Genomic DNA, 15,114 nt, shown 5'->3' on the forward strand with positions numbered 1-15,114 from the left:
GGCGGTTTACCTCGCGTTGCCAACCGGGGACTCCGGCTGCAGCTTCAGGTACAGGTAGAAGAGCACCAGGGTGATCACCACCAGCAATGCGGCGGCGGCGCTGGCCAGGCCCCAGTTGAGGAACGACTGCACCTGCTGGATGATGAATTCCGGCAGCATCATGTTCTGCGCGCCACCGAGCAGGGCTGGGGTGACGTAGTAACCGAGCGACATCACGAACACCATCAACGCCCCGGAGAACAACCCCGAGCGGCATAGCGGCAGGAACACCTTCCAGAAGTTGGTCCAGGGGCTTGCGCCGCAGATCGAGCCTGCCTGCAGCACCATCGGGTCGATGGCGTGCATGGTCGCCTGCAGCGGCAGCACGATGAACGGGATCATGATGTAGCTCATGCCGATCACCACGCCCGTGAGGTTGTGCACCATCTCCAGCGGGGTATCGATGATGCCCAAGGCCATCAACGCCTTGTTGATCACGCCCGAGCTCTGCAGCAGCACCAGCCACGAGTAGGTGCGTGCCAGCAGGCTGGTCCACATCGACAGCAGCACGATGTTCAGCAGCCAGCGGCCCCAGCCCTTGGGCACCAGGGTGATCGCCCAGGCCAGCGGGAAGCCCAGCAGCACGCTGATCAGGGTGACCACGCCGGCCACCGAGAACGTGTTGAACAGCACCCGTGCATAGGCCGAGTTGGCGAACAGCTGCTCGTAGTTGCCCAGCCCCGGCGTTGGCTCAAGCACCCCGCGCAGCAACAGGCCGACCAGCGGGGCGAAGAAGAACAGGCCAAGGAACAGCAAGGCTGGCAGCAGGTTGCGGCTGCCTTTCCAGCGCTGCCCCAGGCTCACGCGGCGAGGCGTCGTTCCCGGGGCACCGTGCGCGTCATGCAGGGCGTTGATGGCGACTTTCATTTGACCAACCACTCATTCCAGCGGGCAGCGATGGCCTGGCCGTTTTTCGCCCAGTAGGCGAAGTCCAGGGTGACCTGGTCCTGGGCATAGGCGGTGGGCAGGTTAGGCGCGAGGTCTTTGTCGAGCTGGGCCACGCTGTCGATGTTCACCGGCGCGTAGGCGGTCTTGTTGGCGAACGCAGCCTGGCCTTCGGCGCTGCTGGCATTGGCCAGGAACTTCATCGCCGCCTCCTTGTTCTTCGAGCCTTTCGGGATGACCAGGAAGTCGGCCATGACCAGGTTCTGCTTCCAGCTCACGCCCACCGGCGCACCGTCCTGCTGCAGGGCATAGACGCGGCCGTTCCAGAACTGGCCGAGCGATGCTTCACCGGAAGCCAGCAACTGTTGCGACTGGGCACCACCGCCCCACCAGACGATGTCCTTCTTGATGGTGTCGAGCTTCTTGAAGGCGCGGTCCAGGTCCAGCGGGTAGAGGTCCTTGGGTGCTACGCCGTCGGCCAGCAGGGCCAGCTCCAGTACGCCGGGGCTCGGCCATTTGTACAGTGCGCGTTTGCCTGGGTAGGTCTTGGTGTCGAACAGCGCGGTCCAGTCGACCGGCTTGTTGGCACCGAGCTTGCCTTCGTTGTAGCCGAGCACGAAGGAGAAGAAGAACGAGCCGACGCCATGGTCGGACACGAAGCGCGGGTCGATCTTGTCGCGTTTGATCTGATTGAAATCGAGCGGTTCGAGCAAGCCTTCGCTGGCGGCACGCAGGGCGAAGTCGGCTTCGACATCGACCACGTCCCATTGCACGTTGCCGCTTTCGACCATGGCCTTGAGCTTGCCGTAGTCGGTCGGGCCGTCCTGGACGACTTTGATGTCGGTGCTTTTGCTGAAGGGGATGGCCCATGCTTCTTTCTGGGCGTCCTGGGTGGTACCGCCCCAACTGACGAAGTTCAGGCTGTCAGCGGCCTGGGCGGCCTGACATGCCAGGGTCAGCAGGCTGGCGGACAGCACTGCGGTTACACGTTTGCTCAACAGCATGGTTACGCCCTCGTTGCTTTTGTTATTCGAGGCGGGCTTCTGGTGCGCCCGCCAACAGTATTCGGGGAGCAGCTAAAACAAAGTGTCTTGTGGCCGTTTGTGATTGTAGGTGCCGGCCTGCAGATTTAAGGTCTACGGGATATCATATTATGGTATTCCAAACTTTTGGCAAGAGGTATGAGGCGACCGGCCATCACTCCGGGTCAGGTTTGGTCGTTCCCACAAGGGCAGGTTTCAACCTGCCATCTCGGGCTCGAACGGAATGCTCTGTACCACTTCCAGCTCATACCCGGCCAACCCGGCATATTTCAGCGGCGGGCCGAGGTGGCGCAGCTTGCCCACGCCCAGGTCCTGCAGAATCTGCGCTCCGGTACCGACTTCCGAGTACACCTTGGACTGCCCTCGCAGATAAGGCCGCACCGGCTGAGTGAGCTGCGGCACCCGTTCGAGCAAGGCCTGAGAGGACTCGTGGTTGGCGAGGATCACCACCACGCCGGCGCCTTCCTCGGCGACCTTCTGCAAGGCCGCCCATAGGGTCCAGTTGGCGGGGCCGGCGTACTCGGCGCCGACCAGGTCGCGCAGCGGGTCGATCACGTGCACCCGCACCAGGGTCGGTTGCTCACGGCGGATATTGCCCATGACCATGGCCATGTGCACGCCGCCTTCGATGCGGTCCTCGTAGGTCACCAGGCGGAACGTGCCGTGCACGGTCGGCAGTTCGCGTTCGCCGATGCGTTTGATGGTCTGTTCGGTGCTCAGGCGGTAGTGGATCAGGTCGGCAATGGTGCCGATCTTGATGCCGTGCTGCGCGGCGAACACTTCCAGGTCCGGGCGGCGTGCCATGGTGCCGTCATCGTTGAGCACCTCGACGATCACCGAGGCCGGGGTGAAACCGGCCAGGCGGGCCAGGTCGCAACCGGCTTCGGTGTGCCCGGCACGGGTCAGCACGCCGCCTTCGCGGGCGCGCAGGGGGAAGATGTGGCCTGGCTGCACCAGGTCTTCGGGGCGGGCATCGGGTGCCATGGCAGCGGCCACGGTGCGCGCCCGGTCGGCGGCGGAAATGCCGGTGGTGACGCCGGTGGCGGCTTCGATCGACACGGTGAAGGCCGTGCTGAACACGCTGCCATTGGCCGGTACCATCTGCTCCAGGCCCAGGCGCTGGCAGTGATCGTCGGTCAAGGTCAGGCAGATCAGGCCACGCGCCTGGCGGGCCATGAAATTGATGGCCTGGGCGTCACAGCGCTCGGCGGCGATCAACAGGTCGCCTTCGTTTTCCCGGTCCTCGTCGTCCACCAGCAGGACCATCTTGCCTTGCCGGTAATCTTCGAGAAGTTCCTCGATGGTGTTGAAAGCCATTTTGCACGCTCACTGGGATGGGGTGATTTTATGGTATACCATCATACACACATATCGTGACTACAGGAGCACCCGCGAATGAAGGCCTATTGGATCGCCCACGTCGACGTCACCGACCCCGAGCAGTATCAGCAATACACCCAGCGCGCGCCCGCAGCCTTCAAGGCATACGGCGGCCGCTTCCTGGCCCGTGGCGGGCGCAGCGAGGCGATGGAGGGGCGGCCCACTCCTCAGCGTAGCGTGGTGATCGAGTTCGATTCGTACGAGCAGGCGCTGGCGTGCTACCGGTCGGCGCTATACCAGGAGGCGTGCAGCCATCGCCAGGGTGTGGCGAAGGCTGAGGTGATCATTGTCGAAGGGTTCGAGCCTTGAGGAGTTGCTGATGGCCTCTTCGCGGGTGAACCCGCGAAGAGGCCGGACCTGCTTTAAGGCATGCCAGGCAATTCATGCGGCCGCAGGTCGAACACCAGTACCTCGGCATCCACCCCATTACCCAGTTCCAGCAGCTGTTCCTGGCGCACCCGCACGCCGTCCCCTTCATTGAGCACCTGGCCATTGAGCTCGATGCTGCCGCGAGCCACATGCACATAAGCATGGCGGTTCTCCGGCAAGCTCAGCGTCGCGCGTTCTGCGCCATCGAAGAGCCCGGCATACACCCGCGCGTTCTGCCGCACCTGCAGCGACCCCTCGGCACCATCCGGCGAGATGATCAGGCGCAACTTGCCGCGCTTCTCCTCGGCACCGAAGTGCTGCTGCTGATACCGCGGCGTTGCCCCTTTCACATTGGGCACGATCCAGATCTGCAGGAAGTGCACCGGCTGCGCCTGGCTGTGGTTGAACTCGCTGTGCGCCACACCATGACCGGCGCTCATCAGCTGCACATCACCCGGGCGGATCACCGAGCCGGTGCCCAAAGTGTCCTTGTGCTCCAGCGCACCTTCGAGCACGTAGGAGAAGATTTCCATGTCGCGGTGCGGGTGCTCGCCAAAGCCCTTGCCCGGAATGACACGGTCGTCGTTGATCACCAGCAGGTCAGAGAAACCCTGCTCCTCGGGGTTGCGGTAATGGCCGAAGGAGAAGGTGTGGAAGGATTTCAGCCAGCCATGGAAGGCCAGGCCGCGGTCTTCTGCGTTACGGACGGTAAGCATGACGAATCTCCAGTAAGGGCAGGGCACGCGGGCCCTGCCACAGGGTTGGCTGGCGTTACTGCAAATGCACGTTCAGTTCGTTTGCGGCCTGACGCATCGCTGCCTTCACCGCCGGCACCTGGCTCAACGGGTTGAGCAGCCCATAGTCATGGATCATCCCGTTGTAGCGCACCGAGGTCACCGTCACGCCTGCCGCATTCAACTTGCGTGCATACGCCTCGCCCTCATCGCGCAGCACATCGAACTCGGCCGTCTGCACCAGCGCTGGCGGCAGGCCCTTGAGTTGCTCGCTGCTGGCGCGCAGCGGCGAGGCGTAGATCTCTGCCCGTGCCTTGGCATCGGTGGTGTAGTTGTCCCAGAACCACTTCATCATCCCGGTGGTCAGGAAGTGCCCTTCGGCAAACTGCTGGTACGAAGCAGTCTCGAAGCTGGCATCGGTCACCGGCCACAGCAGCAGCTGGAAGCGCAGGGCCGGGGTGCCGGCCTGCTTGGCCTTGAGGGCGACCACCGCGGCCATGTTGCCGCCGACGCTGTTGCCGGCCACGGCCAGGCGTTTGCCGTCGACACCGATTTCCTGGCCGTGTTCAGCCACCCACCGGGTCGCGGCGTAGGCCTGGTTGATCGCCGTCGGGTAGTGCGATTCAGGGGATGGGGTGTAGTCCACATAGACGGCCACTGCGCCGGAACCCACCACCAGGTCGCGGATCAGCCGCTGGTGGGTCGGGAAGTCGCCGAGCACCCAGCCGCCACCGTGGAAGAACATGAACACCGGCAGCTCACCTTTGACATTGGCCGGGCGCACCACCTGCAGCTTGATCGACTGGCCGTTGGCCTGGATGGTGCGTTCCTTGACCTCGATACCGGACAGGTCGACCTTCACCGACGCCTGGGCTCCGGTCAGCACGGCGCGGGCGTCTTTCGGGCTGAGCTGTTCGAGCGGCTTGCCGCCGCCTTGCTCCAGCGCTTCGAGGAAGGCCTGGGTGTGCTGCTCGACGCCTGGGCTGCCTGCAGCGAAAGCGCTGGACACGGACAGGGCGAGGAGGGAGGCGGTGAGGGTTTTGTGGACAATGTTCATGAGCGAATCCTTTTCTGTTCAAGTGTTGGTAGTGGGCGTCTTGCCTGGCCTTCAGGGCCATCGCTGCGACCTGTGCGTAGATTAAGCAGGTGCATTGGCGGGAAAAAGCCGCTATAAAGCGTTTGACTGTCACCAAGAGCGAGACAATGAACCCCTACGAAGACATGCGCATCTTTGCCCAGGTCATGGAGGCCGGCAGTTTCACCGCCGCTGCCGACCGCCTGGGCATGTCCAAGCAATCGGTCAGCCGCCGCCTGATGCAGCTCGAAGAGCGCCTCGGCGTGCGCTTGTTGAACCGCTCCACCCGCCGCCTGGACGCTACGCCGCTGGGCCAGCACTACTACCAGTCGGCACTGCGCCTGCTGGGCGAGGTGCAGCAGGTGGAACACGACATCAGCGGCCAGGCCCAGGCCCTGCGCGGCACGTTGCGCCTGAGTGCGCCGCTGTCGTTCGCCATGGCCCACCTGGGCTGCCTGCTGACCGAGTTTCTGCAGTTGCACCCGCAGGTGGATGTGGAGGTGGACCTCAGTGATCGCGCGGTGGACCTGATCGGCGAGGGTTATGACCTGGCGCTGCGTATCGGCGCGCTGGAGGACTCCAGCCTGATTGCCCGGCGCATTGCCGATGTCGAACGGGTGTATTGCGCGAGCCCGGCCTACCTCGACGCACGGGGTGTGCCGACCAGGCCTGAGCAGCTGGCCGAGCATGACTGCCTGCCCTATGGCCATTCACGTCAGGTGCAATGGCAGTTCCGCCAGGGCGGCAAGGCCCAGGCGATCCAGGTCACCGGGCGAATGCGGGCGAACAACGGCGAGTTGCTGCGGGAAGCGGCGGTTGCCGGGATGGGGGTGACCTACCTGCCGACCTTCATTGTCGGGCAGGCGCTGGCGGACGGGCGGCTGGTGACGGTGCTGGATGAATGGATACCGCCGGCGTTGCAGTTGTCGGCAGTGTATCCCCAGCACCGACAGGTGGCGCGACCGGTGCAGGGGTTTGTGAGCTTCCTGCGCGAGCGGTTGACTCAACTCTGAAACCGCGCTGGCTTCTTCGCGGGTACACCACAGTTTTCAAGGTCTGTGGCGGACCTGTGGGAACCCGCGAAGAAGCCCGTGCAGGTCAACGCATCAGCTGATCCACTCCGATCCACCCGCCATGGAACTCATCCATGGCATCCAGCACTGCCTCCTGGAAGTACGCCAGCGATGCCCGATCGAACAGCAGTTGCAATGCCGGCAACCCATCACTGCCGACATTCACCACGATCACATTGATCCGCGCCGCCGATGTCTGCGCCACGGCACCGACGGGAAACGCCTGCAGACGCAAATCGACCCCGCACAACTTGGCCATCACCGCACTGCAATACTCCCCCGACAACTGCAACCAGGCATGGCTGTCCTGACGCGGCAGCAGGTAGTTGCGCCGGGCATCCTGTACCCAGCGCTGTTCTTCGCTGGCAACCCGTGCGCCCTGGTCGGCCAGGCTGCCCAGTAGCAGGTACTCGCTGGCCGACAGGCGCGCCACCCAGCCGCCGTCACCCTGGCGCAAGGCCTGGTTGGGTAGCGAGGGCAGCTGGTAGCCATGCGCTTGCAGGTAGTCAGCAGCGTCACCCCCGCGAAACCCGACCCGCGCCAGTCCGGTCAGGTCGGTCAACGCACAGGCGTGCAAAAGGCTGCGTGGGAGGTAGGCTTCGGCTTTCAGGCTGGTCATGGCTCAGAGTTCCTGGCGCAGGTTGTCGGGATCAAGGAAGGGCAGTGGCACCACCTGGGCACTGACCATCACGCCGCCTTCCACGCGGATCGGGATGTGCATGCCAGGCGTCGCCTGATGGGCTCCGGCGTAGGCCAGGCCGATGATCTGCCCGAGGGTCTGCGAGTACTCGCAGGAGGTGACGTTGCCGCTGATGTCCGGGCCGTCCAGCACCAGGTGGCCCTCCAGCGGCTGCGGGCTGCCCTTGGGCAGGGTGAAGCCGATCAGCTTGCGCTTGAGCGGCTGCGCTTCGAGGATTTCGATCGAGCGCTTGCCGACGAAGAACGGCTTCTTGCGGCCAATCGCCCACTGCATGTCGATCTCTGCCGGGTGGGTCATGCCGTCGGTATCCTGGCTGATGATCACGTGGCCTTTTTCCAGGCGCAGCAGGCGCTGGGTCTCGACCCCGAACGGGCGGATGCCCAGCCCGGCACCGGCCTGCATCAGCGCGTCCCACAGGCGCTCGGCATGGCGCGCCGGCACATGCACTTCATAACCCAGCTCGCCGACGAAGCCGACTCGCAGGATGCGCGCCGGGATGCCGGCCACCGTGCCCAGGCGCACCCCCAGATAAGGGAAGGCTTCGGCGGACAGCTCGACATCGTCGCAGACCTTGGCCAGCACCTGGCGCGACAGCGGCCCGGCCAGGTTGACCGCGGCCAGGGCGGCGGTGACGTTGGCGATGTCCACGTCCAGCCGCCACTGCGCGTTCCACTTGAGCATCTGCTGGTAGATGCGGTCGACGCCGCTGGTGGTGGCGGTGACGTAGAAGTGCTGCTCGGCCAGGTGCGCGCAAACGCCGTCATCGATCACCACGCCGTGCTCGTTGGTCATCAGCGCATAGCGGGTGCGGCCGATGGCCAGCTTGGCAAAGCCGAAGGTGTACAGGCGCTCCAGCAGTTCGGCGGCATCGGGGCCGCGCACATCCAGGCCGCCGAGGGTGGAAACGTCGATCAGGCCGACCTTCTCGCGCACATGGCGGGCTTCTTCCTGCACGCAGCGCTCGCGGTGTTCCGGCTTGCCGTAGAAGGCCGGGCGCTGCCAGCTGCCAGCGGGCATCATCTGCGCGCCCGCTTGCAGGTGTCGGCGGTGCATCGGCGTCTGCCGGTACGGGTCGAACGCACGGCCGGCCACATGCGCAAGTTTCTCGGCCTGGAAGGGTGGGCGGGCAGTGGTCACGCCGGTTTCGCTGATGCTGCGGCCGGTGGCCCGGGCCACCAGGCGGGCGGTGGGCAATGCCGAGTGACGGCCCTGGGACGGGCCCATGCCGACCGTGGAGAAGCGCTTGACCAGCTGTACGTCGCGGTAACCGCTGCGGGTGGCATTGACGATATCGCGCACCTGCAGGTCCTCGTCGAAGTCGACGAAGTCCTTGCCCTTGGGGTGCGGGAAGATCGGCCAGGGGAAGTTGACCTTGGCCTCGGCCACGTACGGCGGTGGCGTGAGGGCTGGCACCCCGAGTGCCGCGAGGGCGTCGGCGGCGCCGCGGCTGGCGTCGGTGAGCACGTTGTCCAGGCGGTGGCGGCCGTTCACCGAACCTGCGATGTCCAGGCCAGCGGGCAGGCTGCTGATGGCGAACTCGTCGCGGTCGACGTCATAGGCCAGCTTGCCACCGGCCTGGCACAGCAACTGATACACCGGCATGTAGCCGGCAGACATGCACAGCAGGTCGCAGGCCACGCGCAGGCCGTGATCGCCAACCTTGCCCTGGCCGGTGATCGGGCGGATTTCTGCGCCCGTGACATGGCGCATGCCCGCTTCGTGCAAGGCCTCGTAGACGGTGCTGCCGAGGTGCAGGGGAATGTCGCGACGCTCCAGCTCGCTGGCCAGCGCGGCATCGGCAGGCGCGGCGCGCATGTCGACCAGGGCGGCGACGGCCACGCCTTGCTCCTGCAGGTCCAGCGCGGCCAGGTAGCCGTCATCGTGGCCGGTGAGCACCACTGCACGTTGCCCCGGCTTGACGGCATACAACTTCATCAGCCGCTGCGCGGCGCTGGTCAGCATCACCCCAGGCAGGTCGTTGTTGCGGAACACCACCGGCTGATCGAACGACCCGGCCGCCACCAGGCAGCGGCTGGCGCGCACCTTGTACAGCCGCTTGTGCTGGATCACCGGCAGGTAGTTGTCGGTGAACCAACCGTTGCAGGTGGCCTCGCACAGCACCTGGATGTTCGGCTGGCCTGCGACGGCAGCCAGCAGTTCCTGGCGCAGGCTGGCGGCGCGGGTGCCGGCGATGTCGAAGCGGGCGTAGGTCAGCGAGCCGCCGAGTACCGGCTGTTGCTCGATCAGCAGCACCTTGGCTCCGGCATTGGCGGCGTCCAGCGCGGCGCGCAGGCCGGCCGGGCCGGCACCGATCACGGCCAGGTCCACGAACAGGTAGGCCTTGTCGTAGTACTGCGGCTTGAAACCGAGGTCGAGTACGCCGAGGCCAGCCTTCTTGCGAATCAGCGGTTCCCACCGCTGCCACATGCCCTTGGGCTTGTAGAACGCGCGGTAGTAGAAACCCACCGGCATGAAGCGCGAGAACTTGCCCAGGTAGGCGTCGCGGTCGCGTTCCAGGCTGCCGTTGAAGTTCTGCCCGGTGACCACCAGGCCGTCACGGGCAGCCTCCATGTCGGCCAGCGCATTGGGCTCTTCGGGGAGCTGCACCAGGGTGTTGGCGTCCTGCCCGGCCATACTCAGCGGGCCACGCGGGCGGTGATATTTGAACGAGCGCGACAGCAGCCAGCGGCCGTTGCCGAGCAGTGCACTGGCGAGGGTGTCGCCGGCAAAGCCCGGGCACGCCTGGCCATCGAATTCGAAACACAAGGGCCGCTCGCGGTCGATCAGCAGGCCCATCGGCGCAGGGAGGCGAGTATGGCTGTTCATCCGGCAATCTCCGGGCTGGCGGTGGGGCTGAAGTCGACGCGGCGGTCGAACACTTCCTTGGGGTCGAAGGTGCGCAGCACCTGGTCGGTGACAGTGTGGCGCTCGGCCAGGAACCAGTAGCTCGAGGCGTTGTGCAGCCACCACTCGGTGACCACGCCGGCCAGGTTGTCGCTGTTGAACACGTAGTCGGCCCACTCGGCGTCCGTGCAGGTGGCCGGGTCGGGCATCTGCCTGAATTCGCCGCCATAGGTGAACTCGCTGATGTTGCGCGGGCCGTTCAAGGGGCAGGTCATGATCTTCATCGTCGTGTGCTCCTTAGTGGCTGGCCGCGGTGGCGCCCATTTCGTTGACTTGCCGGAAGCGGCTGAAGCGTTCCAGGGCGAACGGGGCGATCAATTCAGGTACCTTGCCGCCGCTGGCCACCAGTTCGGCCATGGTCTTGCCGCAGATCGGCGTGGCCTTGAAGCCCCAGGTGCCCCAGCCAGCGTCGAGGTAATAGTTGTCGACTGGCGACAGGCCCATGATCGGGCTGTAGTCCGGGGTCATGTCGGTCATCCCGGCCCACTGGCGCATCAGCTTGGCGTTGGCCATGAACGGGAACATCTCGATGGCGTGGGCCAGCAGGCTTTCCTTGAGGTCGAGGGTGGAGCGGGTGTTGTACAGCGGGTACGGGTCGGAGCCGCCGCCGAAGACGATCTCGCCTCGGCTGGTCTGCTGCACGTAGCAATGCAATGCCGACGAACTCACCAGCGGGTCGAGGAATGGCTTGAATGGCTGGGTGACCATGGCCTGCAGCGGGTAGGTGTGGATCGGCGCACGGATGCCGGCCTTGGCCATCAGCAACGAACTGGCGCCGGCCACCGCCTGCACCACGCAGCCGCACTGCACGGTACCGCGGTTGGTCTTGACCGCTTCGATGCGGCCATTGCGGATCAGCAGGTCCTGCACTTCGGTCAGCTGATGGATTTCCACGCCGCGCTTGGCGGCCTGCCTGGCGTAGCCCCAGGCCACCGCGTCGTGCCGCGCGGTGGCGCCGTCGATGTGCCAGAGGCCGGCGAGCACCGGCAGGTGACCGGGGTCGAGGTTCAGGCTCGGCACCAGCTCGCGGATCTGCTGGCGGTCGATCATTTCGGTGCGCCCGCCGAAGTGCCTGTTGACCTCGGCGCGCTGGCGGAAGGCGCGCACGGTGGCGTCGGTGTGCGCCAGGGTCAGCTGGCCACGCTCGGAGTACATGATGTTGAAGTCGAACTCGTTGGACAGGTTCTGGAACATCCGCACGGATTCGGCGTAGAAGCGCACGCCCTCGCTGGTGAGGTAGTTGGAGCGGATCACCGCGGTGTTGCGTGCGGTGTTGCCGCCGCCCAGGTAGGCCTTTTCCAGCACGGCAACGTTGGTCACGCCGTGGTACTTGGCCAGGTGATAGGCGATGGCCAGGCCGTGGCCGCCGCCGCCGATGATCACCACGTCGTAGCGCGGCTTGAGTTCGCACGGTGGCGGCAGGTCGACCTCCACCGGGTAGTCGGCGCTCAGGCCGTATTTCAGCAGGGCGAAAGGCATGGGGTGCGCTCCTGGAGGGCGGCCTGTTGCTGCAGGTCGAGGGCGAGCAGGGTGTTTTTCATCAGGTAGGCGATGGTCATCGGGCCGACGCCGCCGGGCACCGGGGTGATGGCGGCAACCTGGGGCAGGGCGGCCGCGAAGTCGACATCGCCGACCAGGCGGCTATGGCCGCCTTCTTCGATGCGGTTGATGCCGACATCGATCACCACCGCACCGGGCTTGAGCCACTCGGCGCCGACCAGGCGTGGCTTGCCGACCGCCGCGACGACGATGTCGGCCTGGCGGCACAGTGTCGGCAGACCGCGACTGCGTGAGTGCACCACGGTCACCGTGCAGTCGGCCTGCAGCAGCAACGCGGCCATCGGTTTGCCGACGATGTTCGAGCGGCCGATCACCACGGCATGCTTGCCGCGCAGCTCGCCGCAGGCATCGCGCAGCAGGCGCATGCAGCCGCTGGGAGTGCAGGGCGTGAGCACATCGCGCCCCTGGGCCAGGCCGCCGACATTTTCACTGTGAAAACCATCGACGTCCTTCAGTGGGTCGATCGCCTGGAGGATGCGTTGTTCGTCGACGTGTCCTGGCAACGGCAGCTGCACCAGGATGCCGTTCACCCCGCTGTCACGGTTGAGCCGGTCGATCAGGGTCAGCAGTTGCGCCTGGGTGGTGTCGGCCGGCAGCCGGTGTTCCTGCGAACGAATGCCCACTTCCTCGGCGCGTAGCACCTTGTTGCGTACATACACCTGGCTGGCCGCGTCGGCCCCGACCAGGACCACTGCCAGGCCTGGTTGCACACCGCCCTGGCGCAAGGTCTGCACCTGCTCGCGAACCTCGGCCAGCACCCGCGCTGCGGTGGCCTTGCCGTCGATCAGCTTGATGCTGGGGATGGCGCTCATTTGAAGATCACCGTGCGGTCGTGGTTGAGGAACACCCGGTGCTCAAGGTGGTATTTGACTGCGCGGGACAGGGCGATGGTCTCGGTGTCGCGGCCGATCGCCACCAGGTCGTCGGGGCTATAGGCGTGGTCCACGCGCTGCACTTCCTGTTCGATGATCGGGCCCTCGTCGAGGTCGCTGGTGACGTAGTGGGCGGTGGCGCCGATCAGCTTGACGCCGCGCTGGTAGGCCTGGTGATAAGGCTTGGCGCCCTTGAAACCGGGCAGGAACGAGTGGTGGATATTGATCGCCCGGCCCGACAGCTGGCGGCACAGGTCGTCGGAGAGGATCTGCATGTAGCGCGCCAGCACCACCAGTTCGGTGCCGGTGTCCTCGACGATGCGCATCAATGCGGCTTCCTGCTCGGCCTTGGTGTCCTTGCTCAGCGGCAGGTAGACGAAGCGAATGCCCTGGCGCTCGGCCATTGGCCGCAAGTCGAGGTGGTTGGAGACCACGGCGGTGATGTGCATGTCCAGTTCGCCCTTGGCGTGGCGGTAGAGCAGGTCGGCCAGGCAGTGGTCGAACCTGCTCACCATCAGCAAGACGCGCAGGGGTCTGGCGCTGCTGTGCAGGCTCCAGTCCATGTCGAAACGCTGGGCGACATCGGCGAAACCTGCTTCCAGTTGTGGCGTGTCACCGCTGACACCGGCGTTGTAGCGGAACACAGCGCGCATGAAGAAGCGGCCATTGTCCTCGTCGTCGAACTGCGCCATCTCGCTGATGTAGCAACCATGCTCGGCCAGGTAGGTGGTCACCGCAGCGACGATGCCGGACACGGCCGGGCAGCTGACGCGCAGGATGAAGTGATCGGGAGCGGGGGGCATGTCGGGTAGGCCTCGTGATCGGGTGGGGCAGGTCGGCACAAGGGCAAAAGGCGCTTCGCGGCGAGCGAAGGATTGTTTCTTCATGGGAATATAAATTTCCCTTGGGCGATTTATAGGCGAAGCGAGGGGGTGCGGTCCAGCGGTTTGTGAAATTTTTTATCCTGTCAGGAAAGTTGCTGCCGGGCGTTTACTTCCCGCTGCCCGGTGAGGCTATGCTTGCTCCATGAGCACCCCACTTCCACTTCGCCAACCGTGCCCCCCTGGCGCCTGTGACTGCGGCCGCGAACACTTGGCCGAGCATCCGTCAGCGGCCCAGCGCATCCTCCTGCTCACCCGCCAGGAAGAAAAGCGCCTGCTCGAACGCCTGGAAAACCTCAAGGACCTGGAAGACCTGCAGCGCCTGCAGCAGCGGCTGTACGAAAACCTTGGCATCCGCGTGCACATCAGCCCCGGCTTCAACGAAGTGCGCACCATGCGCGGCATCGTCATCGAACTCGACGAGCAGCCCGGCCTGTGCCGCAAGACCCGCCAGTCGATCCCGGCCGCGATCCGCCGGGGCCTGGAGCGCAACCCGCAGGTGGCGTTCCGCCTGCTCGACGCGCATGACTTGCTCAGAGACGCCTGAGGCTAATTTTTCCGAAGCGCCCTACGTCTACCTGAGAACCTCCCTGCGCCAGGTGTGCAGCGGTATTCATCACTCAAGGAGACAGGCAATGACTTCCGTATTCGACCGCGACGATATCCAGTTCCAGGTAGTGGTCAACCACGAAGAGCAATACTCCATCTGGCCGGACTACAAGGCCATTCCCGAAGGCTGGCGCGCCGTGGGCAAGAGCGGCCTGAAGAAGGATTGCCTGGCCTACATCGATGAAGTCTGGACCGACATGCGGCCCTTGAGCCTGCGCCAGCAGATGGCCGCAGCTGCTGCCCAGTGACCCCGCTCAACCTGCTGTGCCTGCCGTATTCCGGGGCCAGTGCCATGGTCTACAGCCGCTGGCGGCGCAAGCTGCCGGCCTGGCTGCAGGTGCGCCCGGTCGAACTGCCTGGGCGGGGGGCGCGCATGGGCGAGCCGCTGCAGACCGACATGCAGGCGCTGGCCCGGCAGTTGGCCAGTGAGCAACGCCTGGCCGTCAACGCACCTTATGCGTTGCTCGGCCATAGCCTTGGCGCACTGCTGGCCTTCGAACTGGCCCACGAACTGCGCGCACTGGGCTGCCCAGCTCCGCTGGCGCTGTTCGCTTGCGGCACGGCGGCGCCCACCCGGCGCGAGGATTACGATGGGCGCAACTGGCGCGAGCCCAAGACCGATGACCAGCTCAAGTCCGAACTGCGCGAACTCAATGGCACGCCGGAGGAGGTGCTGGCCAATGCCGAGCTGATGAGCCTGACCTTGCCCACCCTGCGCGCCGATTTCCTGCTCTGCGGTCGATATCTCTACCGTCAGCGGCCTGCCTTGCAGTGCCCGCTGCACGTGCTCGGTGGCGAAGCGGACCGGGCCAGCGCAGAGCAACTGCAGGCCTGGCGCAGGGAAACCCTCGGTGCCTTTTCGCTGCAGATGTTCCCCGGCGGCCACTTCTTCATCCACGAGCACGAGGACCGGGTGCTCGCCGCGTTGACTCAGGCCCTTGAGGCGTATCGGCTTTCTGCCTGATTGACGGCGCCGCCTGCCTGGGGGAG

At 65.3% G+C, this 15,114-nt stretch carries 16 protein-coding genes; 5 read left to right on the forward strand and 11 right to left on the reverse strand.

Going from position 1 to position 15,114, the window contains the following annotated elements:
* Positions 1-6: 6 nt before the first annotated feature.
* From HU738_RS21765 to ribBA, 3 genes are all read right to left on the reverse strand, one after another.
* Positions 7-906, reverse strand: coding sequence for an ABC transporter permease (locus HU738_RS21765; protein ID WP_186603984.1), 900 nt, complete (start codon positions 904-906; stop codon positions 7-9).
* Positions 903-1,928 carry a polyamine ABC transporter substrate-binding protein gene (locus HU738_RS21770; RefSeq protein ID WP_186603985.1) on the reverse strand — a complete coding sequence of 342 codons (1,026 nt, stop codon included), beginning with the start codon at positions 1,926-1,928 and terminating at the stop codon, positions 903-905. Before HU738_RS21770 ends, HU738_RS21765 begins: the two co-directional genes overlap by 4 nt.
* A gap of 234 nt (positions 1,929-2,162) precedes the next feature.
* Positions 2,163-3,284 carry a bifunctional 3,4-dihydroxy-2-butanone-4-phosphate synthase/GTP cyclohydrolase II gene (gene ribBA / locus HU738_RS21775; RefSeq protein ID WP_186603986.1) on the reverse strand — a complete coding sequence of 374 codons (1,122 nt, stop codon included), beginning with the start codon at positions 3,282-3,284 and terminating at the stop codon, positions 2,163-2,165.
* A 78-nt stretch (positions 3,285-3,362) separates the two neighbouring features.
* On the opposite strand from ribBA, the gene HU738_RS21780 reads away from it, so the two are divergent.
* Positions 3,363-3,656, forward strand: a complete 294-nt coding sequence (locus tag HU738_RS21780) for a DUF1330 domain-containing protein (RefSeq protein WP_176508927.1) — start codon at positions 3,363-3,365, stop codon at positions 3,654-3,656.
* A 53-nt stretch (positions 3,657-3,709) separates the two neighbouring features.
* Here HU738_RS21780 and HU738_RS21785 read toward each other — a convergent pair whose 3' ends face one another.
* Together HU738_RS21785 and HU738_RS21790 are read right to left on the reverse strand one after the other, a co-directional pair.
* Positions 3,710-4,432, reverse strand: a complete 723-nt coding sequence (locus tag HU738_RS21785) for a pirin family protein (RefSeq protein WP_186603987.1) — start codon at positions 4,430-4,432, stop codon at positions 3,710-3,712.
* 55 nt (positions 4,433-4,487) lie between these two features.
* Positions 4,488-5,507, reverse strand: a complete 1,020-nt coding sequence (locus HU738_RS21790) for an alpha/beta hydrolase (protein WP_186603988.1) — start codon at positions 5,505-5,507, stop codon at positions 4,488-4,490.
* Between the two features lie 146 nt (positions 5,508-5,653).
* Between HU738_RS21790 and HU738_RS21795 the strand changes: the two genes are divergently transcribed.
* Positions 5,654-6,538 (forward strand): LysR family transcriptional regulator, encoded by an 885-nt coding sequence (locus HU738_RS21795; RefSeq protein ID WP_186603989.1) that lies wholly within the window; start codon positions 5,654-5,656, stop codon positions 6,536-6,538.
* 85 nt (positions 6,539-6,623) lie between these two features.
* Here the strand turns inward: HU738_RS21795 and HU738_RS21800 are convergent, their stop codons facing one another.
* Genes HU738_RS21800 through purU form a run of 6 tightly spaced genes read right to left on the reverse strand, consistent with a single transcriptional unit; the run spans position 6,624 to position 13,437 of the window.
* Positions 6,624-7,217, reverse strand: coding sequence for an aminomethyltransferase family protein (locus HU738_RS21800; RefSeq protein ID WP_186603990.1), 594 nt, complete (start codon positions 7,215-7,217; stop codon positions 6,624-6,626).
* A 3-nt stretch (positions 7,218-7,220) separates the two neighbouring features.
* Entirely contained in the window at positions 7,221-10,124 is a 2,904-nt protein-coding gene (locus HU738_RS21805) for a 2Fe-2S iron-sulfur cluster-binding protein (RefSeq protein WP_186603991.1), read from the reverse strand.
* The gene (locus HU738_RS21810; protein WP_186603992.1) at positions 10,121-10,426 is read right to left on the reverse strand and encodes a sarcosine oxidase subunit delta; all 306 of its coding nucleotides are present in this window, start codon (positions 10,424-10,426) and stop codon (positions 10,121-10,123) included. The genes HU738_RS21805 and HU738_RS21810 overlap by 4 nt, the downstream gene beginning before the upstream one ends.
* 13 nt (positions 10,427-10,439) lie before the next feature.
* A complete protein-coding gene (locus tag HU738_RS21815) occupies positions 10,440-11,681 on the reverse strand; it encodes an FAD-dependent oxidoreductase (RefSeq protein ID WP_186603993.1) in 1,242 nt (413 codons plus the stop codon).
* Complete coding sequence (gene folD / locus HU738_RS21820; protein ID WP_186603994.1) at positions 11,663-12,574, reverse strand: bifunctional methylenetetrahydrofolate dehydrogenase/methenyltetrahydrofolate cyclohydrolase FolD; 912 nt, start codon at positions 12,572-12,574, stop codon at positions 11,663-11,665. Before folD ends, HU738_RS21815 begins: the two co-directional genes overlap by 19 nt.
* Positions 12,571-13,437, reverse strand: a complete 867-nt coding sequence (gene purU / locus HU738_RS21825) for a formyltetrahydrofolate deformylase (protein ID WP_186603995.1) — start codon at positions 13,435-13,437, stop codon at positions 12,571-12,573. Before purU ends, folD begins: the two co-directional genes overlap by 4 nt.
* Positions 13,438-13,660: 223 nt before the next feature.
* Between purU and HU738_RS21830 the strand changes: the two genes are divergently transcribed.
* The 3 genes from HU738_RS21830 to HU738_RS21840 all read left to right on the forward strand — a co-directional run bounded on the left by HU738_RS21830 (position 13,661) and on the right by HU738_RS21840 (position 15,088).
* The gene (locus tag HU738_RS21830; protein WP_176508917.1) at positions 13,661-14,062 is read left to right on the forward strand and encodes a hypothetical protein; all 402 of its coding nucleotides are present in this window, start codon (positions 13,661-13,663) and stop codon (positions 14,060-14,062) included.
* Positions 14,063-14,150: 88 nt separating this feature from the next.
* Positions 14,151-14,372 carry an MbtH family protein gene (locus HU738_RS21835; protein ID WP_054887100.1) on the forward strand — a complete coding sequence of 74 codons (222 nt, stop codon included), beginning with the start codon at positions 14,151-14,153 and terminating at the stop codon, positions 14,370-14,372.
* A complete protein-coding gene (locus HU738_RS21840) occupies positions 14,369-15,088 on the forward strand; it encodes a thioesterase II family protein (protein ID WP_186603996.1) in 720 nt (239 codons plus the stop codon). Before HU738_RS21835 ends, HU738_RS21840 begins: the two co-directional genes overlap by 4 nt.
* Positions 15,089-15,114: the final 26 nt, after the last annotated feature.

Source organism: Pseudomonas vlassakiae, assembly GCF_014269035.2.
Classification (GTDB): domain Bacteria; phylum Pseudomonadota; class Gammaproteobacteria; order Pseudomonadales; family Pseudomonadaceae; genus Aquipseudomonas; species Aquipseudomonas vlassakiae.

Excerpts from the sequence above, each read along its gene's own strand:
- HU738_RS21765 (WP_186603984.1), bottom strand. The coding sequence starts at position 906 with ATGAAAGTCGCCATCAACGCCCTGCATGACGCGCACGGTGCCCCGGGA.
- HU738_RS21770 (WP_186603985.1), bottom strand. The coding sequence starts at position 1,928 with ATGCTGTTGAGCAAACGTGTAACCGCAGTGCTGTCCGCCAGCCTGCTG.
- ribBA (WP_186603986.1), bottom strand. The coding sequence starts at position 3,284 with ATGGCTTTCAACACCATCGAGGAACTTCTCGAAGATTACCGGCAAGGC.
- HU738_RS21780 (WP_176508927.1), top strand. The coding sequence starts at position 3,363 with ATGAAGGCCTATTGGATCGCCCACGTCGACGTCACCGACCCCGAGCAG.
- HU738_RS21785 (WP_186603987.1), bottom strand. The coding sequence starts at position 4,432 with ATGCTTACCGTCCGTAACGCAGAAGACCGCGGCCTGGCCTTCCATGGC.
- HU738_RS21790 (WP_186603988.1), bottom strand. The coding sequence starts at position 5,507 with ATGAACATTGTCCACAAAACCCTCACCGCCTCCCTCCTCGCCCTGTCC.
- HU738_RS21795 (WP_186603989.1), top strand. The coding sequence starts at position 5,654 with ATGAACCCCTACGAAGACATGCGCATCTTTGCCCAGGTCATGGAGGCC.
- HU738_RS21800 (WP_186603990.1), bottom strand. The coding sequence starts at position 7,217 with ATGACCAGCCTGAAAGCCGAAGCCTACCTCCCACGCAGCCTTTTGCAC.
- HU738_RS21805 (WP_186603991.1), bottom strand. The coding sequence starts at position 10,124 with ATGAACAGCCATACTCGCCTCCCTGCGCCGATGGGCCTGCTGATCGAC.
- HU738_RS21810 (WP_186603992.1), bottom strand. The coding sequence starts at position 10,426 with ATGAAGATCATGACCTGCCCCTTGAACGGCCCGCGCAACATCAGCGAG.
- HU738_RS21815 (WP_186603993.1), bottom strand. The coding sequence starts at position 11,681 with ATGCCTTTCGCCCTGCTGAAATACGGCCTGAGCGCCGACTACCCGGTG.
- folD (WP_186603994.1), bottom strand. The coding sequence starts at position 12,574 with ATGAGCGCCATCCCCAGCATCAAGCTGATCGACGGCAAGGCCACCGCA.
- purU (WP_186603995.1), bottom strand. The coding sequence starts at position 13,437 with ATGCCCCCCGCTCCCGATCACTTCATCCTGCGCGTCAGCTGCCCGGCC.
- HU738_RS21830 (WP_176508917.1), top strand. The coding sequence starts at position 13,661 with ATGAGCACCCCACTTCCACTTCGCCAACCGTGCCCCCCTGGCGCCTGT.
- HU738_RS21835 (WP_054887100.1), top strand. The coding sequence starts at position 14,151 with ATGACTTCCGTATTCGACCGCGACGATATCCAGTTCCAGGTAGTGGTC.